Raw genomic sequence first — 19929 nt, forward strand, 5'->3', positions numbered from 1 at the left:
GAGTGGTTCGCCGCCGGTCGGCGGCTGCTGCAATCTACCACCGCAGCAGGGCGGCCTACTTCTTGTCCTTGCCCCCGGACTCCCCGGTGGAGAGCGCGGCGATGAAGGCTTCCTGGGGGACCTCCACGCGCCCCACCATCTTCATCCGCTTCTTGCCCTCCTTCTGCTTCTCGAGCAGCTTGCGCTTGCGGCTGATGTCACCGCCGTAGCACTTGGCGAGCACGTCCTTGCGGATCGCGCGGATCGTCTCGCGGGCGATCACCCGGGAGCCGATCGCGGCCTGGATGGGCACCTCGAACTGCTGGCGCGGGATGAGCTCCTTCAGCTTGCTCACCAGCGCGACGCCGTAGTTGTACGCCGCGTCCTTGTGCACGATCGCGCTGAAGGCGTCGACGGTGTCCCCGTGCAGCAGCACGTCGACCTTGACCAGGTCCGCCGCCTGGTCGCCGGTGGGCTCGTAGTCCAGGGAGGCGTAGCCCTTCGTCCGCGACTTCAGGTTGTCGAAGAAGTCGAAGACGATCTCGGCGAGCGGGAGGACGTAGCGCATCTCGACGCGGTCCTCGGAGAGGTAGTCCATCCCCTGCAGCTGCCCGCGCTTGGCCTGGCAGAGCTCCATGATCGTGCCGATGTAGTCGCTCGGGCTCAGGATCGTCGCCCGCACCACCGGCTCCCGGACCTCGGCGATCTTGCCGGAGGGGAACTCGCTGGGGTTGGTGACGGTCAGGTGCGTCCCGTCGTCGAGGGTCACCTCGTAGACCGCATTGGGGGTGGTCGAGATCAGGTCGAGGTTGAACTCGCGCTCGAGCCGCTCCCGCACGATCTCCATGTGCAGCAGCCCGAGGAAGCCGCACCGGAACCCGAACCCCAGCGCGCCGGAGGTCTCCGGCTCGTAGGTGAGCGCGGCGTCGTTGAGCTGCAGCTTGTCCAGCGCCTCGCGCAGCGTCGGGTAGTCGTCGCCGTCGATCGGGTAGAGCCCGGCGAACACCATCGGGTTCGGGTGCTTGTAGCCACCGAGCGGCTCGGTGGCGCCGTGGGTCTGGGAGGTCACCGTGTCACCGACGCGGGACTGGCGGACCTCCTTCACGCCGGTGATGAGGTAGCCCACCTCGCCGACGCCGATCTCCTGCGACTTGATCGGCTCGGGCGAGATCACCCCGACCTCGAGCATCTCGTGGACGGCGCCGGTCGACATCATCTTGATCCGGTCGCGGTGCGTGAGCTTGCCGTCGACGACCCGGACGTAGGTGACGACGCCGCGGTAGGTGTCGTAGACCGAGTCGAAGATCAGCGCCCGCGGGGGTGCGTCGGCGACCCCCACCGGCGGCGGGGTCTGCCGGACGATCTCGTCGAGGAGCTCGACGACCCCCTCGCCGGTCTTCGCCGACACCCGGAGGACGTCCTCGGGGTCGCAGCCGATGATCCCGGCCAGCTCGGCGGCGTACTTCTCGGGCTCGGCGCCCGGCAGGTCGATCTTGTTGAGCACCGGGATGATGTGGAGGTCCGCCCCGAGCGCGAGGTAGAGGTTCGCGAGGGTCTGCGCCTCGATCCCCTGCGCGGCGTCCACCAGCAGCACCGCCGCCTCGCACGCCTCGAGCGACCGGGAGACCTCGTAGGTGAAGTCGACGTGGCCCGGGGTGTCGATCATGTTGAGGACGTAGGTCCTGCCCGCCTCGTCGCCCGAGCGCGCGGTCCACGGCATCCGCACCGCCTGCGACTTGATGGTGATGCCGCGCTCCCGCTCGATGTCCATGCGGTCGAGGTACTGCGCGCGGGCGCTGCGCTCGTCCACCACCTCGGTGAGCTGCAGCATCCGGTCGGCCAGCGTGGACTTGCCGTGGTCGATGTGCGCGATGATGCAGAAGTTCCGGATCACCGAAGGGTCGGTGCTGCCGGGCTGAGGGGCGAGGGGCTTCGACATGGTGCCGGCCATTCTCCCAGCCGACCCGAGGTCCGGCTAATCAGCCCGCCGCCCGGGCCCTGCTCGGCCTCCACGGCCTCGGGGCCGGCGCGTGGTTCGATGACGCGCATGCACCAGCCGCTGCCGCTCTCCGAGGCGCGCCCGGTCCCCCACGGGGCGACCGCCCGTCGGATCGTGTGGCCGCAGCTCCCGGTCGTCGTGCGGCGCCGGATCGAGGAGCGGCTGGGATCGCCGGTGGCGGAGGCACGCACCCAGGACTCGGGGTTCACCCCCGGCTTCGCCTCGCGGCTCACCGCGGAGGACGGCCGCCGGGTCTTCGTCAAGGCGGCCAGCCTGACGGCGCAGCGCCGGTCGGCGGCGTCGTACGCACGGGAGGCGCGGACGCTCGCGCTGCTCCCCGCCGAGCGGCTGCCGCTCGCGCCGCTGCTGTGGTGCGAGGAGGTCGAGGGGTGGTACGTCGTCGCGCTGGCCGACGTCGAGGGGCGCCCGCCACGCCGCCCCTGGGTGGAGGACGACCTGCGCCGGTGCCTCGACGCCCTGGCGGCCGTGCACGCGGCGACCAGCGGCGCCCCCGCGGGCGACCTCGGGCTGGCGCCGCTCCACGAGGAGGTGCCGACGCTGGTCACCGGGTGGGACGAGGTGGCCGCCGCGGCCCCGGAGTGGCCGCACCTCGCCGAGCTCCGCCAGCTCGCCCGGGCGTTCGCCGCCCTGCCCGACGCGGACCACTTCGTGCACGCCGACGCCCGCGACGACAACTTCCTGCTCACCGACGACGGCGGCGCCGTGATCTGCGACTGGGGATGGCCCGGGCTCGGCCCCCGGTGGGTCGACGCGGTGGCGCTGCTGGCGAGCGCCCGGGCCGAGGGGGTCGACGCCGGGACCGTGCTCGCGGAGCACCCCCTGACCTCGGGGGTCCCGGCGGAGGACGTCGATGCCTGGCTGGCAGCGCTGTGCGGGTGCACGGTCGAGTCCGACCTCAGGCCGGTGCCCACCTCCTCGCCGTACCTCGGGGTGCACCGCCGGTGGCAGGCCGCGGCACTCTGGGACTGGCTCGCCGAGCGTCGCGGATGGGCCCCGTCGCACGATTTGGGCGGGCCGGACCGCCGCTGGTAGAGTGGTCCGTCGCGTGGCTGCCGTTCCGGCCTGCCCGCTTCCCGATCCTGACACCACCGCATCCGAGAGACACCGAGGCCTGCCCCGTGGCGAACATCAAGTCCCAGATCAAGCGCAACCGGCAGAACGAGCGTGCGCACCTGCGCAACAAGTCCGTGAAGTCGGCGCTCAAGACTGCGGTCCGCAGCTTCCGGGAGGCCGCCGAGGCCGGCGACTCCGAGAAGGCGCGCGAGCTGGCCCGCGTGGCCGGACGCAAGCTCGACAAGGCTGCCTCCGCCGGTGTCATCCACAAGAACCAGGCGGCGAACCGCAAGTCGGCCATCGCCAAGCGGGCCGCGGCGCTCTGACGCCGGCCCGCAGCCACGAAGGCGCCTCCCCTCCGGGGTCGAGGCGCCTTCGTCAATTCCGGGCCTGACCGGCCTCGCCGGGCGCGGTCAGCGCTCGACCCGGGCCCGACTGACGGTCAGCACCATCCGCTCGAGCGCGTAGGCCGGGTCACCACCGGCCCCCTTGACGTCGGCGTCCGCCGAGGCGACCGCCCGGATCGCGGTCGCGAGCCCCTGCTCGTCCCACGCCTTCGCCTGGTCGCGCAGCGTCCGGAGCTTCCACGGCGGCACCCCCACCTCGCGGGCGAGGTCGGCGTCGCGCAGCCCGCGCGCGGCCGCCTTGTAGCGAGCCAGCTGCCGGACCGCGGAGGCGAACGACGCCGTGACGTAGGGGCCGCCCACGCCGGTGTCGAGCGCCCAGCGGAGCTCTTCGAGGGCCTGGCTGGTCCGGCCGTAGAGGGCGTGGTCGGCGATCTCGAACCCCTTCACGTCGGCCCGCCCCGAGAAGTAGCGGCGGACGAGGTCGAGGTCGAGCCGGCGGCCCGGGAAGTCGTGGGCCAGCTGGTCGACGGCGGCGGCGAGCGCGCGCAGGTCGCCCCCGACGGCCTCGACGAGGGCGTCCGCGGCCTCCGGCTCGAGGACCGCCCGGTGGGTGCCCGCCTCGTCGACCGCGAACTGCGCGAACCCGCGCCCCTTGACCGCCTCGGACTTGTGCTCGTGGACGGTGGGCAGCTTGCGGAGCCGGTTGAGCAGCCCGCTCCCCCGCTGCCCTCCGGAGTGGACGAGCACGAGCGCGACGTCGGGGTCGGGCGAGGAGGCGTAGTCGACCAGTCCGTCGTGGACCTCGTCGGGGGCGTCCTCGAGCCGGTGGACCGCCACGCAGCGGGTGCTGGAGAAGAGGGACGGGGCGGCGAGCTCGCCGAGGGTCGCCATCGTCAGCTGCTCGCCCGCGGTGTCGTGGGACTCCGCCTCCGGGTCGGCCTTGAGCACCGCGTTACGCGCGGCCCGCACCACCCGGTCGTTGAGGAGCTCCTCCGGGCCGGTCACCAGCGTGACGGAGCCCAACGGGCTCGGGGCGGGGGCGGAGCGAGGTGCCTGTCGGGGTGCCATGGTGGCGTCAGGATTCCACACGGCTCCGACAGCCTCACGCTGGCGGGTGTGGGCGACCAGGGCGCGGGTATTATTGAAAGGTCAACCGATCGCACCCGCCTCTCGAGGAGCCCTTCCGCATGCAGAGACTCGCCGTCGTCGTCGCCAGCACCCGCCCCACCCGCGTCGGCCTCAAGGTCGCGGAGTGGTTCGAGGCCCAGGCACGGAAGGACGGCCGGTTCGAGGTCGACCTGGTCGACCTCGCCGAGGTGGGGCTGCCGTTCATGGACGAGCCGAACCACCCGCGGCTGCGGCAGTACGTCCACCAGCACACCAAGGAGTGGAGCGCCCGGGTCGACGCCGCCGACGCCTTCGCCTTCGTGGTCGCGGAGTACAACTACGGCATGCCGGCGCCGCTGAAGAACGCGCTGGACTACCTGGTGCACGAGTGGGCGCACAAGGCCGCCGGGATCGTGTCGTACGGCGGCGTCTCGGCCGGGCTGCGCTCGGCGGAGATGACCCGCAGCGTGCTCACCGCGCTGCAGATGCACCCGGTCAAGGCCGCGGTGAGCATCCCGATGGTCACCAACCTGCTCGACGAGGACGGCGAGCTGCACGCGACGCAGCTCATGGACGAGGCCGCGACCGCGCTGCTCGACGACGTCGCCCGGGTCGACGCCGCGCTCCGGGTCCTGCGGGAGCAGGCCGGCTGACCTGACCATGGGCGGCCCTGTCACCGCCGGGTCACCGGCGGTCACCGGCTCGTCACCACCCGCAGCTCGTCGCCGCGCAGGACCACGGCGACGTCGCCCCGCTCGTCGGTGCGCCAGGTCCGGACGCCGGCCTCCTCCAGGAGCTCCAGCGTCCGCCCCGACGGATGGCCGTAGTCGTTGTCCTCCCCCACCGAGACCAGCCCGACCCGGGCGCCGAGCCCGGTGAGCAGCCGGGCGTCCTGGTGGGCGCTGCCGTGGTGCGGCACCTTGAGCACGTCGATCCTGCCGACCGGCTCGCGGAGCAGGGCCGCCTGCGAGCCGGGCTCCACGTCGCCGGTCAGCAGCAGCCGGACGCCGTGGGCCTCGACGAGCAGCACCAGCGAGGCGTCGTTCGGGTTCTCGGAGAGCACCCGTCGCGGAGCCAGGACCTGCCAGGTCACCGGTCCGACACCCGCCCTCTCGCCGTACGCCGGGACCCGGAGGGGCACCTGCGCCGCGGCCGCCCACCGCTCCACCTGGGCGGCACCCGCCTCGGGCTCCCGGAGCCCCGTCACCTGCACCTCTCCGACCTGGCGGCCCGCGAGGACACCGGGGAGCCCGTCGACGTGGTCGGCGTGGAAGTGGGTGAGCACCACCGCGGGGAGCCGCCGCACCCCGAGCCGGTCGAGGCACCGGTCGACGGCGGGCGGGTCCGGGCCCGCGTCGAACAGCACGGCGGCCCCGTCCCCGGCCGCGACCACGACGGCGTCTCCTTGGCCGACGTCGCACATCGCCACCACCCACCCGTCGGGTGGCCACCCCGACCACCACCCCGGCGCCGGCAGCGGCCGGACCACGACGGCGGCGAGCAGGACGAGGACCAGCGACGAGGCGCGCCGGCTGCGCAGCACCCTCGGTGCGAGGAGCGTCGCGGTGACGGTGAGCACCACCAGCAGGGACAGCCCCGCGGGGCCGGCCGGCCACGCGGTCGACGCGGTCGGGAGGTCCGCGGACCAGCGGGCGACCAGGACGATCACCTGCGCCGACCAGCAGCCGACGGTGCCGAGCAGCGCCCCGACCGGCGGCACGAGGAGCCCCACGACCCCGCCGACCAGCCCGAGCACGGTGGCCGGGCCGACCGCCGGGGCGGCCACCAGGTTGGCCGCCACGGCGACCAGGCTGACCTCCTCCGACAGCGCCGCAACCACCGGCGTGCAGGCGAGCTGCGCCGCCAGCGGCACCGCCACGGCCTCGGCCACGGGGCGCGGGAGCCAGCCGCCCATGGCGTCGCGCAGCACGGGGCCGACGAAGAGGATCCCACCGGTCGCGAGCGCCGAGAGCGCGAACCCGGGGGACCCGGCGAGCCACGGGTCGAGGAGCAGGAGCAGCAGGACCGCCGCCCCGAGCGACCGGACGCCGGCCGCACGGCCACCGGAGCCCATCCCGAGCAGCGCGACGGTGCCCATGGCCGCCGCACGGACCACCGACGGCTCCGTGCGCGCGATCAGGACGAACCCGACCACGCCGACCAGTCCGACCACCACCAGCCCGCGGCCGCGCACCCGGCACCACCGCGCGAGCAGCAGCAGGAAGGCCAGCAGCAGCGTCAGGTTGGTCCCGGACACCGCGGTGAGGTGGGTCAGCCCGGCATCCTGGAAGTCCTCGACCACCGACTCGTCGAGGGCCGCGTCGTCACCGGTGACGAGGGCCGGCACGAGCGCGGCGGCGTCGTCGGGGCCGTCGGACGCCGCCCGGCGCACCGACGCGCGGACCGCCTCGGCGGCGTCGAGCGGCTTCGGCGGCGGAGCCAGCAGCACCGGCTCCCTGCCCACGCTCAGCACCCCCGCGAGCCGTGCGTCGTCGGCCGGAGCGAGTCGCCCCGTGAGCCGTACGACGGACCCGAGCCGCACCTGCTCGAACCCGGGCCGGGCGAGGACCAGCACCGTGGCCCCGGTGGCCCGCGTCTCTCCCCGTGACGTGGCCTCCTTCATCCGGACCTCGGCGACGACGTAGTCGCCGAACTGCCCCTCGCGGAGCACCGGGTCTGTCCGCACCGTCGCCGTCCCGGTGACCACCGTCCGGTCCTCGGCCCAGCGAGCCACCGGGCTCGCCGCCGTGGCCGCCACCCGCAGCCCGGCCGACCCGGCGAGCACGACGGCCACGAGGAGGGTCGCGAGCACCATCCGCGGCGCCCCGGCGACGAGCGCGACGGCCGCGGACACCGTGACCGTCACGAGGGCTCCCACCAGCCACCAGCCCCCGACATGGAGCCCCGCCAGGGCGCCGCCCCAGGCGGCCACCGCGAGGACGGAGGTCCGCAGGTCGGCCGGGGTGATCGCCGCAGGCTCGGGGCCGGGCGACGTCACAGGGTGACGAACGGAGTGAGCTCGGCGAGCGTCGCCTCACCGATCCCGGAGACCTCCAGGAGCTCCTCGACGGCGGTGAAGCCGCCGTGCTCGGTCCGCCACTGCAGGATCGCCGCCGCGGTGACCGGCCCGACCCCCGGCAGCGTCTCCAGCGTGGCCTGGTCGGCGGTGTTGAGGTTGACCAGCGTCGTGCCGCCGGTCGTGGTGCCCGGTGGCGCCGATCCCGTCGTTCCGGTGCCCGTCGGGGGCGGTGTCCCTCCCGCCACGCCGATCAGCACCTGCTCCCCGTCGGTGAGGAGCCGGGCCAGGTTGAGCGACGTGCGGTCGACGCCGCGGCGCAGCCCGCCCGCGGCCCGGACGGCGTCCACCACCCGGGAGCCGGCCGGCAGGACCGCGATGCCCGGTCGGCGTACCTTCCCGACGACGTCGACCACGAGCTGACCCTCCCCGCCGGCCGCGACCGGGGTCTCCGCCGCACCCGGCGACGGGGCTGCCGACGGGGTCGGCGGTGCACTCGCGGTGGGGGTGCCGGTCGACGCGACCACCGGAGGCGCCACGACCTCGCCGCCGGCGCCCGAGGAGCGCACCAGCCACCACGCCCCGCCCAGCAGCCCGAGCGCCAGCACGACGAGGACCACCCCCATCTGCGCCGCCCCGAGGTGCGGCCTCGCGCGGAGCGTGACCGGCAGCCGGTCCCCCAGCCACCCGACGAGCCGGTCGCCGGCGCCGAGCGGGCGCCTCGCGTGGCGCCCGACCTCGGGCGGCTCGGGCACCTCGTGCGGCTCCGCACGCGGCGGCTCCACGCGAGGCAGTGGCGCCGGCTCCGGCGACGTCGGCGCCGCCGTCTCCACGGGGTCGACCGGCTCACCGCGCGCGGCAGCCAGCTCGGCACTCAGGGCGGCGAGCCGGCGTCGGGCGACGTCGGCGGCGCGGTCGTCCACGGGGTCTCGGCGGCGCATGGGCGCACGCTAGGAAGGTCGGCGGTCGGTCCGCCAACGGCCGGGCGCGAGCTGTGGAGAACCTGGCGGGTCGTCCCGTCGGGGGCTCACCGGGTGTTCAGCGGGGCGCGACCACGACCCCGACGAGCCCCGGCCCGACGTGGGCCCCGAGCACGGCGGGGACCTCGGTGAGCTCGACGTCCCGTCCGCCCAGCCCCTGCTCCAGCCGGGTCGCCAGCTGGCCGGCCAGCGCCTCCGCCTGGTCGCGGGCCGCCAGGTGGCAGACGGCGAGGTCGATCTCCTGGTCGCCCGCGGCGTCGACCGCGAGCTCCTCCAGCCGCGCCAGCGCCCGCCCGGCCGTGCGTACCTTGCCGAGCGGCGCGACGCGCCCCTCGACGACCTGCAGGATCGGCTTCACCGCCAGGGCGGAGCCGAGCAGCGCCGAGGCCGCGCCGACCCGCCCGCCGCGACGGAGGTGCTCCAGGGTGTCGACGTAGAAGAGCGAGACCGCCGAGTGCGCCCGGCGGCGGGCCACGTCGGCCGCCTCGAGGCCGGTCGCACCGCCCGCCACCGCTGCCGCCGCGCTGACCGCCGCGAACCCGGTCGCCGCGCCGATCTGGCAGCTGTCCACGGTGTGCACCGGCACCGGCGACTCCTTGGCCGCCAGCTGCGCCGACTCCAGCGTCGCGCTCACCTGCGACGAGACGTGGACCGAGACGATCTCCTCGGCGCCGGCCTCGGCCGCCCGCTCGTACGCCTCGAGGACCACCGCGGGGCTCGGTCGCGACGTGCTGACCGGGAGGAACCGCTTCAGCGCCTCGGCGATCCGGTCCGGCGCGCACTCGGGGTCGACGCCGTCGTCGTAGGAGTGCGCGCCGACGACGACCTGCAGGGGCACGACCGTGATCCCCCACCGCTCCGCGACCTCCGGCCGCAGGGTCGCCGTGGAATCGGTGACCACGGCCACCCTCGGCGACGCTCCGGACGACTCGGACATGGGCGAAGGATACGAGCCCTATGGCGCGACGACGTTGACGAGGTTGGGCTCGCGCACGATGACCTTCCGCACCGTCTTGCCCTCCAGGAACCGCACCACGGCGGGGTCGGCCAGGGCCTGCTGCTCCAGGTCGGCGGCGCTGATGGAGGGCGGGACCTCCAGCCGTGCACGGACCTTGCCCTGCACCTGCACCACGGCGGTCACGGTGTCCTCGACCAGCAGCGACTCGTCGACCTGCGGCCACCCCGCGCGGGCCACGGTGGGCTGGTGGCCCAGCCGCTCCCACATCTCCTCCGCGGTGTACGGCGCCACCAGCGACAGCAGGATCGCGACCGCCTCGACCGCCTCCCGCACCGCCGGGTCCTCCGGGCCGCAGCCGGAGTCGATCGCCTTGCGGGTGGTGTTCACCAGCTCCATGATCCGCGCGACCATCACGTTGAACCGGCGGCTCTCTACCAGCTCGGCGGCCTCGTGGACGGTCCGGTGGGTGACCCGGCGCAGCGCCTCGTCTCCGGCCGTCGGGTCGACCCCCGGCGCGGAGGCCACGTCGCCGGACAGCCGCCAGGCGCGCTGCAGGAACTTCAGCGAGCCGCCCGGGGACACGTCGGCCCAGTCGATGTCGTCCTCCGGCGGCCCGGCGAAGACCAGGGTCAGCCGGACGGCGTCGACGCCGTACTCGTCGATGACCTCGCCCAGGTTGACGCCGTTGCCCAGCGACTTGCTCATCGCCTTGCCGCGGTTGATGACCTGGCCCTGGTTCATCAGGGTCGAGAACGGCTCGACGAAGTCGACCATCCCCATGTCGTGCAGCACCTTGGTGAAGAACCGGCTGTACAGCAGGTGCAGGATCGCGTGCTCGACGCCGCCGACGTAGATGTGCGCGGGCATCCAGCGCCGCACGTCCTCGGGGTCGAACGGGCCGTCGGTCAGCCCCGGCGAGCAGTAGCGAAGGAAGTACCACGACGAGTCGACGAACGTGTCCATCGTGTCGCTGTCGCGCTTCGCCGGCCCGCCGCACTGCGGGCACTCGGTGTTGACCCACTCCTCCGCCGCGGCCAGCGGGGAGACGCCCTTGGGCTTCAGGTCGACGCCGCGCAGGTCGGGCAGCTCGACCGGCAGCTGGTCGTCGGGCACGGCGACCTCGCCGCAGGAGTCGCAGTGCACGACCGGGATCGGGCAGCCCCAGAACCGCTGCCGTGACAGCAACCAGTCGCGCAGCCGGAAGTTGACCGTGCCCTTTCCGCGCCCGTCGGTCTCCAGCCGCTCGATGATCCGGCCGATCCCGGACTCCTTGTCGGTGAGCCCGTCCAGGTCGCCGGAGTTGACGTAGACGCCGTCACCGGTGGTCGCGACGCCGGACTCCTCCGGGTTGTCCTCGCCGGTGTCGATCACGCGGCGCACCGGCAGCCCGAAGGCGCGGGCGAAGTCCAGGTCACGCTGGTCGTGCGCCGGGACCGCCATGATCGCGCCGGTGCCGTAGTCGGCCAGCACGTAGTCGGCCGCCCACACCGGCAGCTCCTCGCCGTTGACCGGGTTGACCGCGACCACGCCCAGGTCCACGCCGGTCTTCGGCCGCTCGGTCGACAGCCGGTCGATGTCGGTCTCCTTGCGGACCTCCTCCAGGTAGGCCTCCAGGGCCTCCCGGCGGTCCGGCGCGCACACCTCGGACGCCAGCTTCGCGTCCGCGGCGACGACCATGAAGGTGGCGCCGTACAACGTGTCGGGGCGAGTGGTGAACACGCGAACCGTGCGCACGGGGTCGGGCTCGGTGGTGCCGTCGGTGCCCGGGTGCAGCTTCACGTCGAAGTCGACGTGCGCGCCCTCGCTGCGGCCGATCCAGTTGCGCTGCATCGCCAGCACCCGCTCGGGCCAGCGTCCCTCCAGCTGCTCCATGTCGTCCAGCAGCCGCTGCGCGTAGTCGGTCACCTTGAAGTACCACTGCGACAGCTCGCGCTTGGTCACCTCGGCGCCGCACCGCTCGCACATCCCCTGCACGACCTGCTCGTTGGCCAGCACGGTCTGGTCGTTGGGGCACCAGTTGACCGGGCTGTGCTTGCGGTAGGCCAGCCCCCGCTCGCGGAACCGCAGGAACAGCCACTGGGTCCACTGGTAGTACTCGGGGTCGGAGGTGTGCAGCCGGCGCGACCAGTCGAACGAGATGCCGTAGCGCCGGAAGGACTCGGCCTGCGTCTCGATGTTGGCGTAGGTGTACGTCGCCGGGTGCTCGTCACGCTTGATCGCGGCGTTCTCCGCGGGCAGCCCGAAGGAGTCCCACCCGATGGGGTTCATGACGTCGTACCCGCGCTGCCACCAGTACCTCGCGACGACGTCGTGCAGCGCCATCACCTCGGCGTGGCCCATGTGCAGGTCGCCGCTCGGGTAGGGGAACATCGTGAGCGCGTAGCGACGCTCCTTCGAGCCGTCGTCCGCGGCCTGGAAGGGGTTCAGCTTCTCCCAGACCGGTCGCCACTTCTCCTGGGCGGCGACCACGTCGTACGCCGCACGCTCGCGCTGCTCGTCCATGTCTCCGGCTGTCTCTCGGTCTCGTCTCTTGGTTGCTGGCGGGTCACTTCTCCGAGGCACAAAAAAACCCTCCACGCAGGAGGGTCGCCGCTCCGCGGCAGTCGGCGGTGGCCGACCGCTCAGAGCGGCTGGCGAAGAAGCAGGGTGGTCCGCACCGCTCCAGGGTAACGCACGCCGCCGCGTGACCGGCTGCCGCGGCGGCTAGGGTTCCGCACCATGACGTGGATGGTGACCGGAGGCGCGGGGTACATCGGGGCGCACGTCGTGCGCGCGTTCGTGGAGGCCGGTGTCGGCGCCGTGGCCGTCGACGACCTCTCCAGCGGCCACCGCGACTTCGTGCCCCAGGACGTCCCGTTCGTCCAGGCGACGATCCTCGACACCGACGCGCTGCGCCGCTGCCTGGAGGAGCACCGGGTGACCGGCGTCGTACACCTCGCCGGGTTCAAGTACGCCGGCGTCTCGGTGTCGCGCCCGTTGCACACCTACGAGCAGAACGTCACCGGGACGGTCTCGCTCCTGCAGGCCATGCAGGACGTGGGCGTCGACAAGCTGGTGTTCTCCTCCAGCGCCGCGACGTACGGCACCCCGTCGACCGACCTCGTCACCGAGGAGAGCCCGACGATCCCGGAGTCGCCGTACGGCGAGTCCAAGCTGGTCGGCGAGTGGCTGCTCGCCGACCAGGAGCGCGCCGTCGGGCTGCGGCACACCTCGCTGCGCTACTTCAACGTGGTGGGCTCCGGCACCGACGAGGTCTACGACAGCAGCCCGCACAACCTGTTCCCGCTGGTGATCGAGGCGCTGCTCGAGGGGCGCACCCCGCGGATCAACGGGACCGACTATCCCACGCCGGACGGCACCTGCGTGCGCGACTACGTGCACGTCGCCGACCTCGCGGTGTCCCACGTCGCCGCGGCGCGTGCCCTCGAGGAGGGGCGCACGCTCGAGCGGGTCTACAACCTCGGCAGCGGCAGCGGGCTGTCGGTGCGCGAGGTGATGGACGCGATGGCGAGGGTCACCGGCGTCGACTTCGAGCCCGAGGTCCACCCACGCCGCCCGGGCGACCCGGCGCGCATCGTCGCCTCCGGCGAGCTCGCCGCGCGCGACCTCGACTGGCAGATGCGCCACGACATCGACGCGATGGTGGCCAGCGCCTGGTCCGCCCGCCGCGCCCACCTCTGAACCGACCCTCCGAAGGAGCCCTCCGTGACCGTGCTCGACATGTTCCGCCTCGACGGCCGTGTGGCGATCGTGACCGGCGCCTCGTCCGGTCTCGGGGTGACCTTCGCCCAGGCGCTCGCCGAGGCCGGTGCCGACGTGGTGCTCGGCGCGCGGCGGGTCGACCGGCTCGAGGAGACCAAGGCGCTCGTCGAGCGGACCGGCCGACGTGCGGTCACGGTCGCCACCGACGTCGCCTCCCCCGAGGACTGCCAGGCGCTGGTCGACGCCGCGATGGCCGAGCTGGGCCGGGTCGACGTGCTGGTCAACAACGCCGGCGTCGGCACCGCCGTGCCTGCGACCCGCGAGACGCCCGAGCAGTTCCGCCAGGTCATCGACGTCAACCTCAACGGCTCCTACTGGATGGCGCAGGCCTGCGGCCGCGTGATGGAGCCGGGCAGCAGCATCGTCAACATCTCCTCGGTGCTCGGCATCACCACGGCCGGGCTGCCCCAGGCCGCGTACGCCGCCTCCAAGGCCGGCGTCATCGGGCTCACCCGCGACCTCGCCCAGCAGTGGACCGGCCGCAAGGGGATCCGGGTCAACGCGCTCGCGCCCGGCTTCTTCACCAGCGAGATGACCGACCAGTACCCGCCCGGCTACCTCGACGCCCAGCAGCCCCGCATCCCCGCCGGCCGCAAGGGCGACCCGATGGAGCTCGCCGCCGCCCTGGTCTTCCTCGCCAGCCCCGCCGGCGGCTACGTCACCGGCCAGACCTTCGCCGTCGACGGCGGGCTCACCATCACCTGATCGGCCCCCCGCCGAGCCGTCGCATCTTCACGCCCGGACCCCGCCGAGCCGTCGCATCTTCACGCCCGGACCCCGCCGAGCCGTCGCAACTTCATGCCCGGGCCCCGCCGAGCCGTCGCATCTTCACGGCGGGGCCTTGAGCGCGGACAGAACCGAAAGCGCCCGACGAGCCCCTCGAGCCGGGACGAGACCTCGGCGAGGTCGGCAGCGGCCTGCCGGGAGTCGTCCACCGACTCGCTCGTCGACCGGGCGGCCGCGGCGACGGCGCCGATGCTCTCGGCGATCTGCTCGGAGCCGGTCGCGGCCTCGGCGATGCTGCGGTTCAGCTCTGCGGTGGTGGCCGTCTGCCCCTCGACCGCCGAGGCGATCGTCGTCTGGTAGTCGCTCATGGTGACGATCACCGTCGACACCTTCGAGACGTCACGGAAGCTGATCACCCGGTCGTGCACGCTGCCGCGGAAGTTGATCGCGTACCGCTGCTTGACGCTGTTCAGGTCGTTGATCGCGGTGAGCCGGTCCCGATGGACTCCACCAGCACGATGCCGAGCCCGGTGACGATCAGCATGATGAACACGACGACCAGGAATCCGAGGCCGAGACGGCGGCCGATCGGCGGTTGGCAAGCGGCACGGGCTCCTCCGGGTTCACGCGCGCAAGACGTCGCGCGTCCCGTCGGCAGCCGCGCCCGAGGCCTGAGGGGTTGTCACCCGTCGCGAGCCGGCGCGTCCTGCCTGTCGTACGACGCCGAACCGGCGCGTCTTACCCGTGAAGATGCGACGACTCGAGCCCGTTCGGGCTTGAAGATGCGACGACTCGGCGTCAGGGGGTCGGGAGGGCGGAGGTCAGCGGAAGCACCAGCCGGAGCTCGGTGTCCTCGTCGACCAGGTCGCCGGCGACGGATGCCTGGAGCGCGCCGCTGACGAAGTTCCACAGGCCACGGGCGGCCTCGCTCGGGGTGACACCGGCGTCCACGAGGACCCGGACGGCGCGCAGCTGGGCCGCCGCGGCCTCGCGCACCCGGCCGGAGAGCTGGACCGCCCAGGTGGCCGAGTGCATTGCCGGTGCCCAGCCCCCGAGGGCGCGGGCGTCCTGCGCGGCCTGCTGCAGCCGGGCCCAACCACGGTCGTCGAGCCTCGAGAGCCGGTCGAGGAGAGCCACCACCTCGGGTTCGCAGGGGCCCAGCCCCAGGGCGCGTCGAGGCAGGAGCTGCTGCGCCGCGGCCCACGGCTCCACGAGCTGCTCGCTGAGACCGGACCGGAGGGTCGGCGCGTGGAACGCGGCGACCACGGCGTCGCAGACCACCTCGGCGGCGGCCGCCGCGACCTCGTCGGCGCCGACCTCGAGCACCTCGTCCCGGACGAAGGTCATCAGCTCGGGCAGCCCGGCCATCGGCGCGGTCTCGAGGAGGTGCAGCGCCTCGGTGACCCGTCCGCCGGCGACGAGCCGCGACATCTCCCCCATCGCCGCGACCATCGGCGAGCGCTCCAGCGCGTCGGAGACCTCGGCGCGGTCGGCTCCGGACAGCAGCCCCAAGGGTTGCGCCTTGGCCAGCAGCGGCAGGTCGTCCGCGGTGAGCGCCATCGCCTCCACGAGCAGCGACGCGACCGCCCCACCCCCGGACCGGCGTACCAGGTCGAACCCCAGCACCGAGGCCCCCAGCAACGTGTACATGACTCCCCCTCGTCGATCCCCCGACCAGCATGCACAACGGTGGTCTGGACCGGAAGTCCCGGGAGTCCCGGAAAACGGGAGGAACCCGGCACTACGAGGGGCGGCTCAACGCAACTACGCGCGCCATGAGGGGCGGCTCAACGCCACCCACGCGCGCCACGAGGGGCGGCTCAACGCAACTACGCGCGCCACGAGGGGCGGCTCAACACCACCCACGCGCGCCACGAGGGGCGGTTCGACCTAGGAGGGACAGCTCAGCCGAGGACGACGAACGAGAGCCGGCCGCCGCCGTACCCCTGGATCTCGACGGCGAGATCGAGCCGGCCGCCGAGCGAGCGGACGCAGTTGGAGATCTCCACCGGCGGCAGGTTCCCGGGGGCGTACATCTGGTAGAGCCGCAGGTGCGGCATCCCCTCGGCGTTGAGCAGCGACGCCGAGATGTTCAGGACCTCGTAGAGGTTCTCCTCCAGCGTCTGCGGGAGCAGCTTCTCCTCGAGGGCCGCCTCGGCCGCGTGCGCCGGCACGAGGCCGATCGCTGCGCCGGCGTACGCCGAGAACGGCAGGTCGGCGACCACGACCGCGCGGACGATCGTGGCGTCGTCGACGTACACCGCCAACGTGCCGGCGTCACCGTGCTGCGGGGCGTACGGCGCGGTGGTGGAGACGTCGACGTTGCGGCCGAGGAGGTCGGCCAGCATGTCCCGCACCGGCTTGGGGACCGGGACCCGGGGCCTGGTGGTGGTGTACATCAGACGAGCACCGGGTCCAGCTGCGCGCGGAACGACTCGGGGGTGAACGGCTTGGTGATCACGAAGAGCGCGCCGCCCTGCTCGGCCCGGGAGACCATCTCGGGGGTGCCCTCGGAGGTGACGAACCCGAAGGGCACCTGCTGCCCGTTGGCCCGGAGCGCGGTGAGGAACTCGATGCCGGTCATCTCCGGCATGTTCCAGTCGGAGAGCACGAGGTCGGGCGCGTGCTGCGCGACGGCGTAGAGCCCCTCGCGGCCGTTGGCGGCCTCCACGACGTCGTGCCCGTCGAGCCCCGCCTGGCGAAGGGTGCGGATCACGATCTGCCGCATCACACGGCTGTCGTCGACGATGAGGATCCTCATGGGGTGCGAACTTCCTTTGCTGCTCGTACTCGTACCGGGCCGGTCAGCGCGCGGTCGACCAGACCCGGATCCGGATCGGGGTGCCGGCCCAGGTCAGCTCGACCCGGTAGTGCTCGATGGTCGAGGCACCGGCGGTGCAGAGAGGTGCCCTGATGACGATCGGCAGCCCGAGCGTCGAACCTGAGGGCAGGAGCGACTTGATGTTGCCGCCGATCATGTTGACCAGCTCACCCAGCGCGTCGGTGACGTCGACCTCCTCGACGGCGTCGAGGTGGAGCATGGTGCGGGCGGCGGTCTCCGCGGTGGCCGGCGCCATCTCGAGGGTGACGGTGCCGGTCCAGTCGCCGTGGATGGCGACGGAGGCCTGCACGAGCTCGTCGGTGGGCGAGGCCTCCTCGAGGGTCACCGGGGACCACTCGAGCGGCCCGTAGGTCGCGAGGAAGGAGGTCCACACGTCGTCGGTGACGACGCGGATGTCCTCCAGCTGGAGGTCGAGGGTGGTGGTCACTGCGCGGCCCTCTCCGGGAGCAGCCCGAGGAGCTGGAGCTTGTCGGAGAACGCCTCCGGGGTGAAGGGCTTGATGAGGTACTCGTGCGCCCCGGCGGCGAGCGCCCGGACGATCTGGTCGTACTCCGCCTCGGTCGTGACCATCATCAGCGACATCGAACGCCACTCCTGGCGCGTCCGGACCCGCTGGACGAAGGTCAGCCCGTCCATCACCGGCATGTTCCAGTCGACGGTGGCGAGGACGGGCACGTCCGCGCCGGCCTGATCCATCACCTCGAGCGCCTCCTGGCCGTTGCCGGCCTGGAGGGTCTCGTAGCCGAGCGCGACGAGCTGTCGGCTCAGCAGCGAACGCATCGTCCGCGAGTCATCGATCACGAGTGCGCGCACCGTGGTCACCTGCCTTCTGCTGCGGCTGCCCACCTCGGGGGCAGCACGGTCGTCGTGAGAGGAGCGGTCGCGACCGGGGGGTTCGCGCCTGGGGTCGCCGCCTGGGGGCGGTAGAGGGTGAAGCGGCCGATCGTGGTGCGGCCCCAGCTGTCGTCGATGCCGAGCGTGGTCTCGGCGCCACCGAGGAACAGGTAGCCCTGCGGGCTGAGCACCTGGCGGACCCTCTGGAGGATCGCCTTCTTCGTCGGGGCGTCGAAGTAGATCAGCACGTTGCGCAGGAACACCACGTCGAAGACCGGCAGCGGCGGGAACGGCGTGGCCAGGTTGATCCGCTGGGTCCGCACCATCGCGCGGAGCTGGTCGGAGACCTGCCACTGCGTCCCGGCCCGCCGGAAGTGCTTGACCATCATCGGCGCGGGCAGCCCGCGGCCGATCTCCAGCTGGCTGTAGGCGCCGGCCTTGGTCCGGTCGAGCATCTCCGTCGACAGGTCGCTGGCGAGGATCTCCGCCTTGCGGCCCTGACCGTGGTCGGCGAGGAGCATCGCGATCGTGTAGGCCTCCTGGCCGCTCGAGCATGCCGCCGACCAGATGTTCAGCCGCCGCGTCGGCGGGGTGCTGCTCAGCAGCTCGGGGAGCACCGTCGACCGGAACACCTCGAACGGCTCGCCGTCACGGAACCACGACGTCTCGTTGGTCGTCAGCGCCTCGACGACCGCCATCCGCTGGGTCGGGTTGCCGCTGCGCTGCAGGGAGGAGACGTACGCCGACACGTCGGCCGCACCTGCCGCGCGGGCAAGGGGGAGCAGCCGGGCCTCGACGAGGTACTCCTTGCCGGGGCCGAGGACGATCGCCGCCTCCCGGCGCACGAGGTCGCTCACGTAGGCGAACGCCTGCGGACTGAGCGTCACAGGGCGGTCCTTTCAGGGGTGCGGGCCGGAGCGGTGCCGGTCGTGGGGAGGGAGACGGGACGGTGGCCGGAACCGCGGCCGAGGATCCGGGCCGACACCGCAGCGGCCACCTCGCCGAGGGGCAGCTGACGCGCGGCGAGTCCTGCGGCCGCGACCGCGCCGGGCATGCCCCACACCACGGAGGACGCCTCGTCCTGGACGAACACCGAGCCGCCGGCGCGGACGATCTCCGCCGCACCCCGTGCGCCGTCGGCACCCATCCCGGTCAGCACCAGGCCGAGCACGCCGCCGCCGTAGGTCTCGACGACGGAGCGGAAGAGCACGTCGACCGCCGGGCGGCAGTAGTTCTCCGGGACGCCCTGGTCCAGGAAGGCGTGCACCCGCCCGCCCGTCGTACGCACGCGCAGGTGGAAGTCCCCGGGGGCGACCAGCACGTGCCCCGGCAGCAGCGCCATGCCGGCCTCGGCCTCACGCACGGTCAGCAAGCACCGGCCGTCGAGCCGGGCCGCGAACTGGCGGGTGAAGACGGGCGGCATGTGCTGCACCACGACGACCGGCACCGGCAGCGACGCGGGCAGCGCCGACAGCACGGTGGACAGGGCGTCGGGCCCCCCGGTCGAGGCGCCGATCGCGAGGAGCTCGACCTTGCGTCCGGTGTCGACCGGCGACGGCCGGGCACCCACCACGGGCCGGGCGACCGGCGGCAGCGCCGGAGCCGTGGGCCGCAAGCGGCTGCAGAGGGCCACGATCTTCGGCACCAGCTGGCTGCGCACCGCGTCCATGGAGGCGGTGACGCTCCCGACGTTCGCCGGCTTGGCGACGTAGTCGTTGGCACCCCGCTCCAAGGCGTCGAGGGTGACGGAGGCCCCGCGGTCGGTGAGCGTCGAGAACATGATGACGGGCAGCTTCGGATAGTCCTTGCGCAGCTCGCGCAGGGCCGTCAGCCCGTCCATCACCGGCATCTCGACGTCCAGGGTCACCAGGTCGGGGTTGACCTGAGGGATCTTCGCCAGGGCGACCTTGCCGTTCGCCGCCGTCCCGACGACCTCGATCCGGGGGTCGGAGCTGAGGATGTCGGTGACGAGCCGGCGCACGACGACCGAGTCGTCCACGACGAGCACGCGGATGCGCGACACGTTGCCGGCCATCTGGTCGCCTCTCTCTGCGGTGGGTGGGTAGGGGTGCTCAGTAGCGGAACCGGCCGACGAGGGCCTGCATCTCCGCAGCCATCCGGGCCAGCTCGTCCGCAGCCTGGTTCGTCGACTGCGCCGCCGCCCCCGTGTCCGCCGCAGTCCGCGCCACCCCGGTGATGTTCACCGCGATGTCCGCCGACCCCGTCGCCGCCTCCGCCACGTTGCGCGACATCTCATTCGTCGTCGCGGTCTGCTCCTCCACCGCCGACGCAATCGTGGTCTGGG

Annotated in this window: 19 protein-coding genes and 1 pseudogene; 5 read left to right on the plus strand and 15 right to left on the minus strand. The window is 73.1% G+C overall.

Going from position 1 to position 19929, the window contains the following annotated elements; genetic code table 11:
* Positions 1 to 55 precede the first annotated feature (55 nt).
* Complete coding sequence (lepA, locus tag FIP57_RS21820; protein WP_148575762.1) at positions 56 to 1918, minus strand: translation elongation factor 4; 1863 nt, start codon at positions 1916 to 1918, stop codon at positions 56 to 58.
* A 108-nt stretch (positions 1919 to 2026) separates the two neighbouring features.
* Between lepA and FIP57_RS21825 the strand changes: the two genes are divergently transcribed.
* Positions 2027 to 3031, plus strand: a complete 1005-nt coding sequence (locus tag FIP57_RS21825; protein WP_162529924.1) for a phosphotransferase family protein — start codon at positions 2027 to 2029, stop codon at positions 3029 to 3031.
* A gap of 86 nt (positions 3032 to 3117) precedes the next feature.
* Entirely contained in the window at positions 3118 to 3378 is a 261-nt protein-coding gene (gene rpsT, locus FIP57_RS21830; protein ID WP_148575772.1) for a 30S ribosomal protein S20, read from the plus strand.
* 87 nt (positions 3379 to 3465) lie between these two features.
* On the opposite strand, the gene holA is transcribed toward rpsT, so the two are convergent.
* Positions 3466 to 4404, minus strand: coding sequence for a DNA polymerase III subunit delta (holA, locus tag FIP57_RS21835; RefSeq protein ID WP_238993664.1), 939 nt, complete (start codon positions 4402 to 4404; stop codon positions 3466 to 3468).
* 182 nt (positions 4405 to 4586) lie between these two features.
* Here holA and FIP57_RS21840 point away from each other — a divergent pair, with 182 nt between their 5' ends.
* The gene (locus FIP57_RS21840) at positions 4587 to 5159 is read left to right on the plus strand and encodes an NADPH-dependent FMN reductase (protein ID WP_148575776.1); all 573 of its coding nucleotides are present in this window, start codon (positions 4587 to 4589) and stop codon (positions 5157 to 5159) included.
* Positions 5160 to 5200: 41 nt separating this feature from the next.
* Here the strand turns inward: FIP57_RS21840 and FIP57_RS21845 are convergent, their stop codons facing one another.
* From FIP57_RS21845 to leuS, 4 genes are all read right to left on the minus strand, one after another.
* Positions 5201 to 7504: a ComEC/Rec2 family competence protein gene (locus tag FIP57_RS21845; protein ID WP_238993665.1), complete on the minus strand. Its 2304-nt coding sequence runs from the start codon at positions 7502 to 7504 to the stop codon at positions 5201 to 5203.
* Positions 7501 to 8463 carry a ComEA family DNA-binding protein gene (locus tag FIP57_RS21850; RefSeq protein WP_238993666.1) on the minus strand — a complete coding sequence of 321 codons (963 nt, stop codon included), beginning with the start codon at positions 8461 to 8463 and terminating at the stop codon, positions 7501 to 7503. The genes FIP57_RS21845 and FIP57_RS21850 overlap by 4 nt, the downstream gene beginning before the upstream one ends.
* Before the next feature lie 97 nt (positions 8464 to 8560).
* The gene (locus FIP57_RS21855; protein ID WP_148575778.1) at positions 8561 to 9439 is read right to left on the minus strand and encodes a DegV family protein; all 879 of its coding nucleotides are present in this window, start codon (positions 9437 to 9439) and stop codon (positions 8561 to 8563) included.
* Between the two features lie 18 nt (positions 9440 to 9457).
* On the minus strand, positions 9458 to 11962 hold the full coding sequence (gene leuS, locus FIP57_RS21860) for a leucine--tRNA ligase (protein WP_148575780.1): 2505 nt from the start codon (positions 11960 to 11962) through the stop codon (positions 9458 to 9460).
* Between the two features lie 216 nt (positions 11963 to 12178).
* On the opposite strand from leuS, the gene galE reads away from it, so the two are divergent.
* Both galE and FIP57_RS21870 read left to right on the plus strand, forming a co-directional pair.
* The gene (gene galE / locus FIP57_RS21865) at positions 12179 to 13141 is read left to right on the plus strand and encodes a UDP-glucose 4-epimerase GalE (protein WP_148575782.1); all 963 of its coding nucleotides are present in this window, start codon (positions 12179 to 12181) and stop codon (positions 13139 to 13141) included.
* Positions 13142 to 13165: 24 nt separating this feature from the next.
* Positions 13166 to 13927, plus strand: coding sequence for an SDR family NAD(P)-dependent oxidoreductase (locus FIP57_RS21870; protein WP_148575784.1), 762 nt, complete (start codon positions 13166 to 13168; stop codon positions 13925 to 13927).
* A gap of 59 nt (positions 13928 to 13986) precedes the next feature.
* Here FIP57_RS21870 and FIP57_RS21875 read toward each other — a convergent pair whose 3' ends face one another.
* The 9 genes and pseudogenes from FIP57_RS21875 to FIP57_RS21915 form a co-directional block, all read right to left on the minus strand.
* On the minus strand, positions 13987 to 14364 hold the full coding sequence (locus FIP57_RS21875) for a methyl-accepting chemotaxis protein (protein ID WP_148575786.1): 378 nt from the start codon (positions 14362 to 14364) through the stop codon (positions 13987 to 13989).
* 382 nt (positions 14365 to 14746) lie between these two features.
* A complete protein-coding gene (locus tag FIP57_RS21880; protein WP_148575788.1) occupies positions 14747 to 15598 on the minus strand; it encodes a hypothetical protein in 852 nt (283 codons plus the stop codon).
* 254 nt (positions 15599 to 15852) lie between these two features.
* Entirely contained in the window at positions 15853 to 16347 is a 495-nt protein-coding gene (locus tag FIP57_RS21885) for a hypothetical protein (protein ID WP_148575790.1), read from the minus strand.
* Positions 16347 to 16709, minus strand: coding sequence for a response regulator (locus tag FIP57_RS21890; protein ID WP_148575793.1), 363 nt, complete (start codon positions 16707 to 16709; stop codon positions 16347 to 16349). The genes FIP57_RS21885 and FIP57_RS21890 overlap by 1 nt, the downstream gene beginning before the upstream one ends.
* Before the next feature lie 43 nt (positions 16710 to 16752).
* Positions 16753 to 17217, minus strand: coding sequence for a chemotaxis protein CheX (locus tag FIP57_RS21895; RefSeq protein WP_148575795.1), 465 nt, complete (start codon positions 17215 to 17217; stop codon positions 16753 to 16755).
* The gene (locus FIP57_RS21900) at positions 17214 to 17603 is read right to left on the minus strand and encodes a response regulator (RefSeq protein ID WP_148575797.1); all 390 of its coding nucleotides are present in this window, start codon (positions 17601 to 17603) and stop codon (positions 17214 to 17216) included. Before FIP57_RS21900 ends, FIP57_RS21895 begins: the two co-directional genes overlap by 4 nt.
* A gap of 5 nt (positions 17604 to 17608) precedes the next feature.
* On the minus strand, positions 17609 to 18511 hold the full coding sequence (locus FIP57_RS21905; RefSeq protein ID WP_148575799.1) for a CheR family methyltransferase: 903 nt from the start codon (positions 18509 to 18511) through the stop codon (positions 17609 to 17611).
* Entirely contained in the window at positions 18508 to 19659 is a 1152-nt protein-coding gene (locus tag FIP57_RS21910) for a protein-glutamate methylesterase/protein-glutamine glutaminase (RefSeq protein WP_148575801.1), read from the minus strand. The genes FIP57_RS21905 and FIP57_RS21910 overlap by 4 nt, the downstream gene beginning before the upstream one ends.
* Positions 19660 to 19696: 37 nt before the next feature.
* Positions 19697 to 19929 (minus strand): annotated as a pseudogene (locus tag FIP57_RS21915) (methyl-accepting chemotaxis protein); the annotation flags it as partial.

The sequence above is a fragment of the Nocardioides caldifontis genome, from assembly GCF_008087345.1.
GTDB lineage: Bacteria > Actinomycetota > Actinomycetes > Propionibacteriales > Nocardioidaceae > Marmoricola_A > Marmoricola_A caldifontis.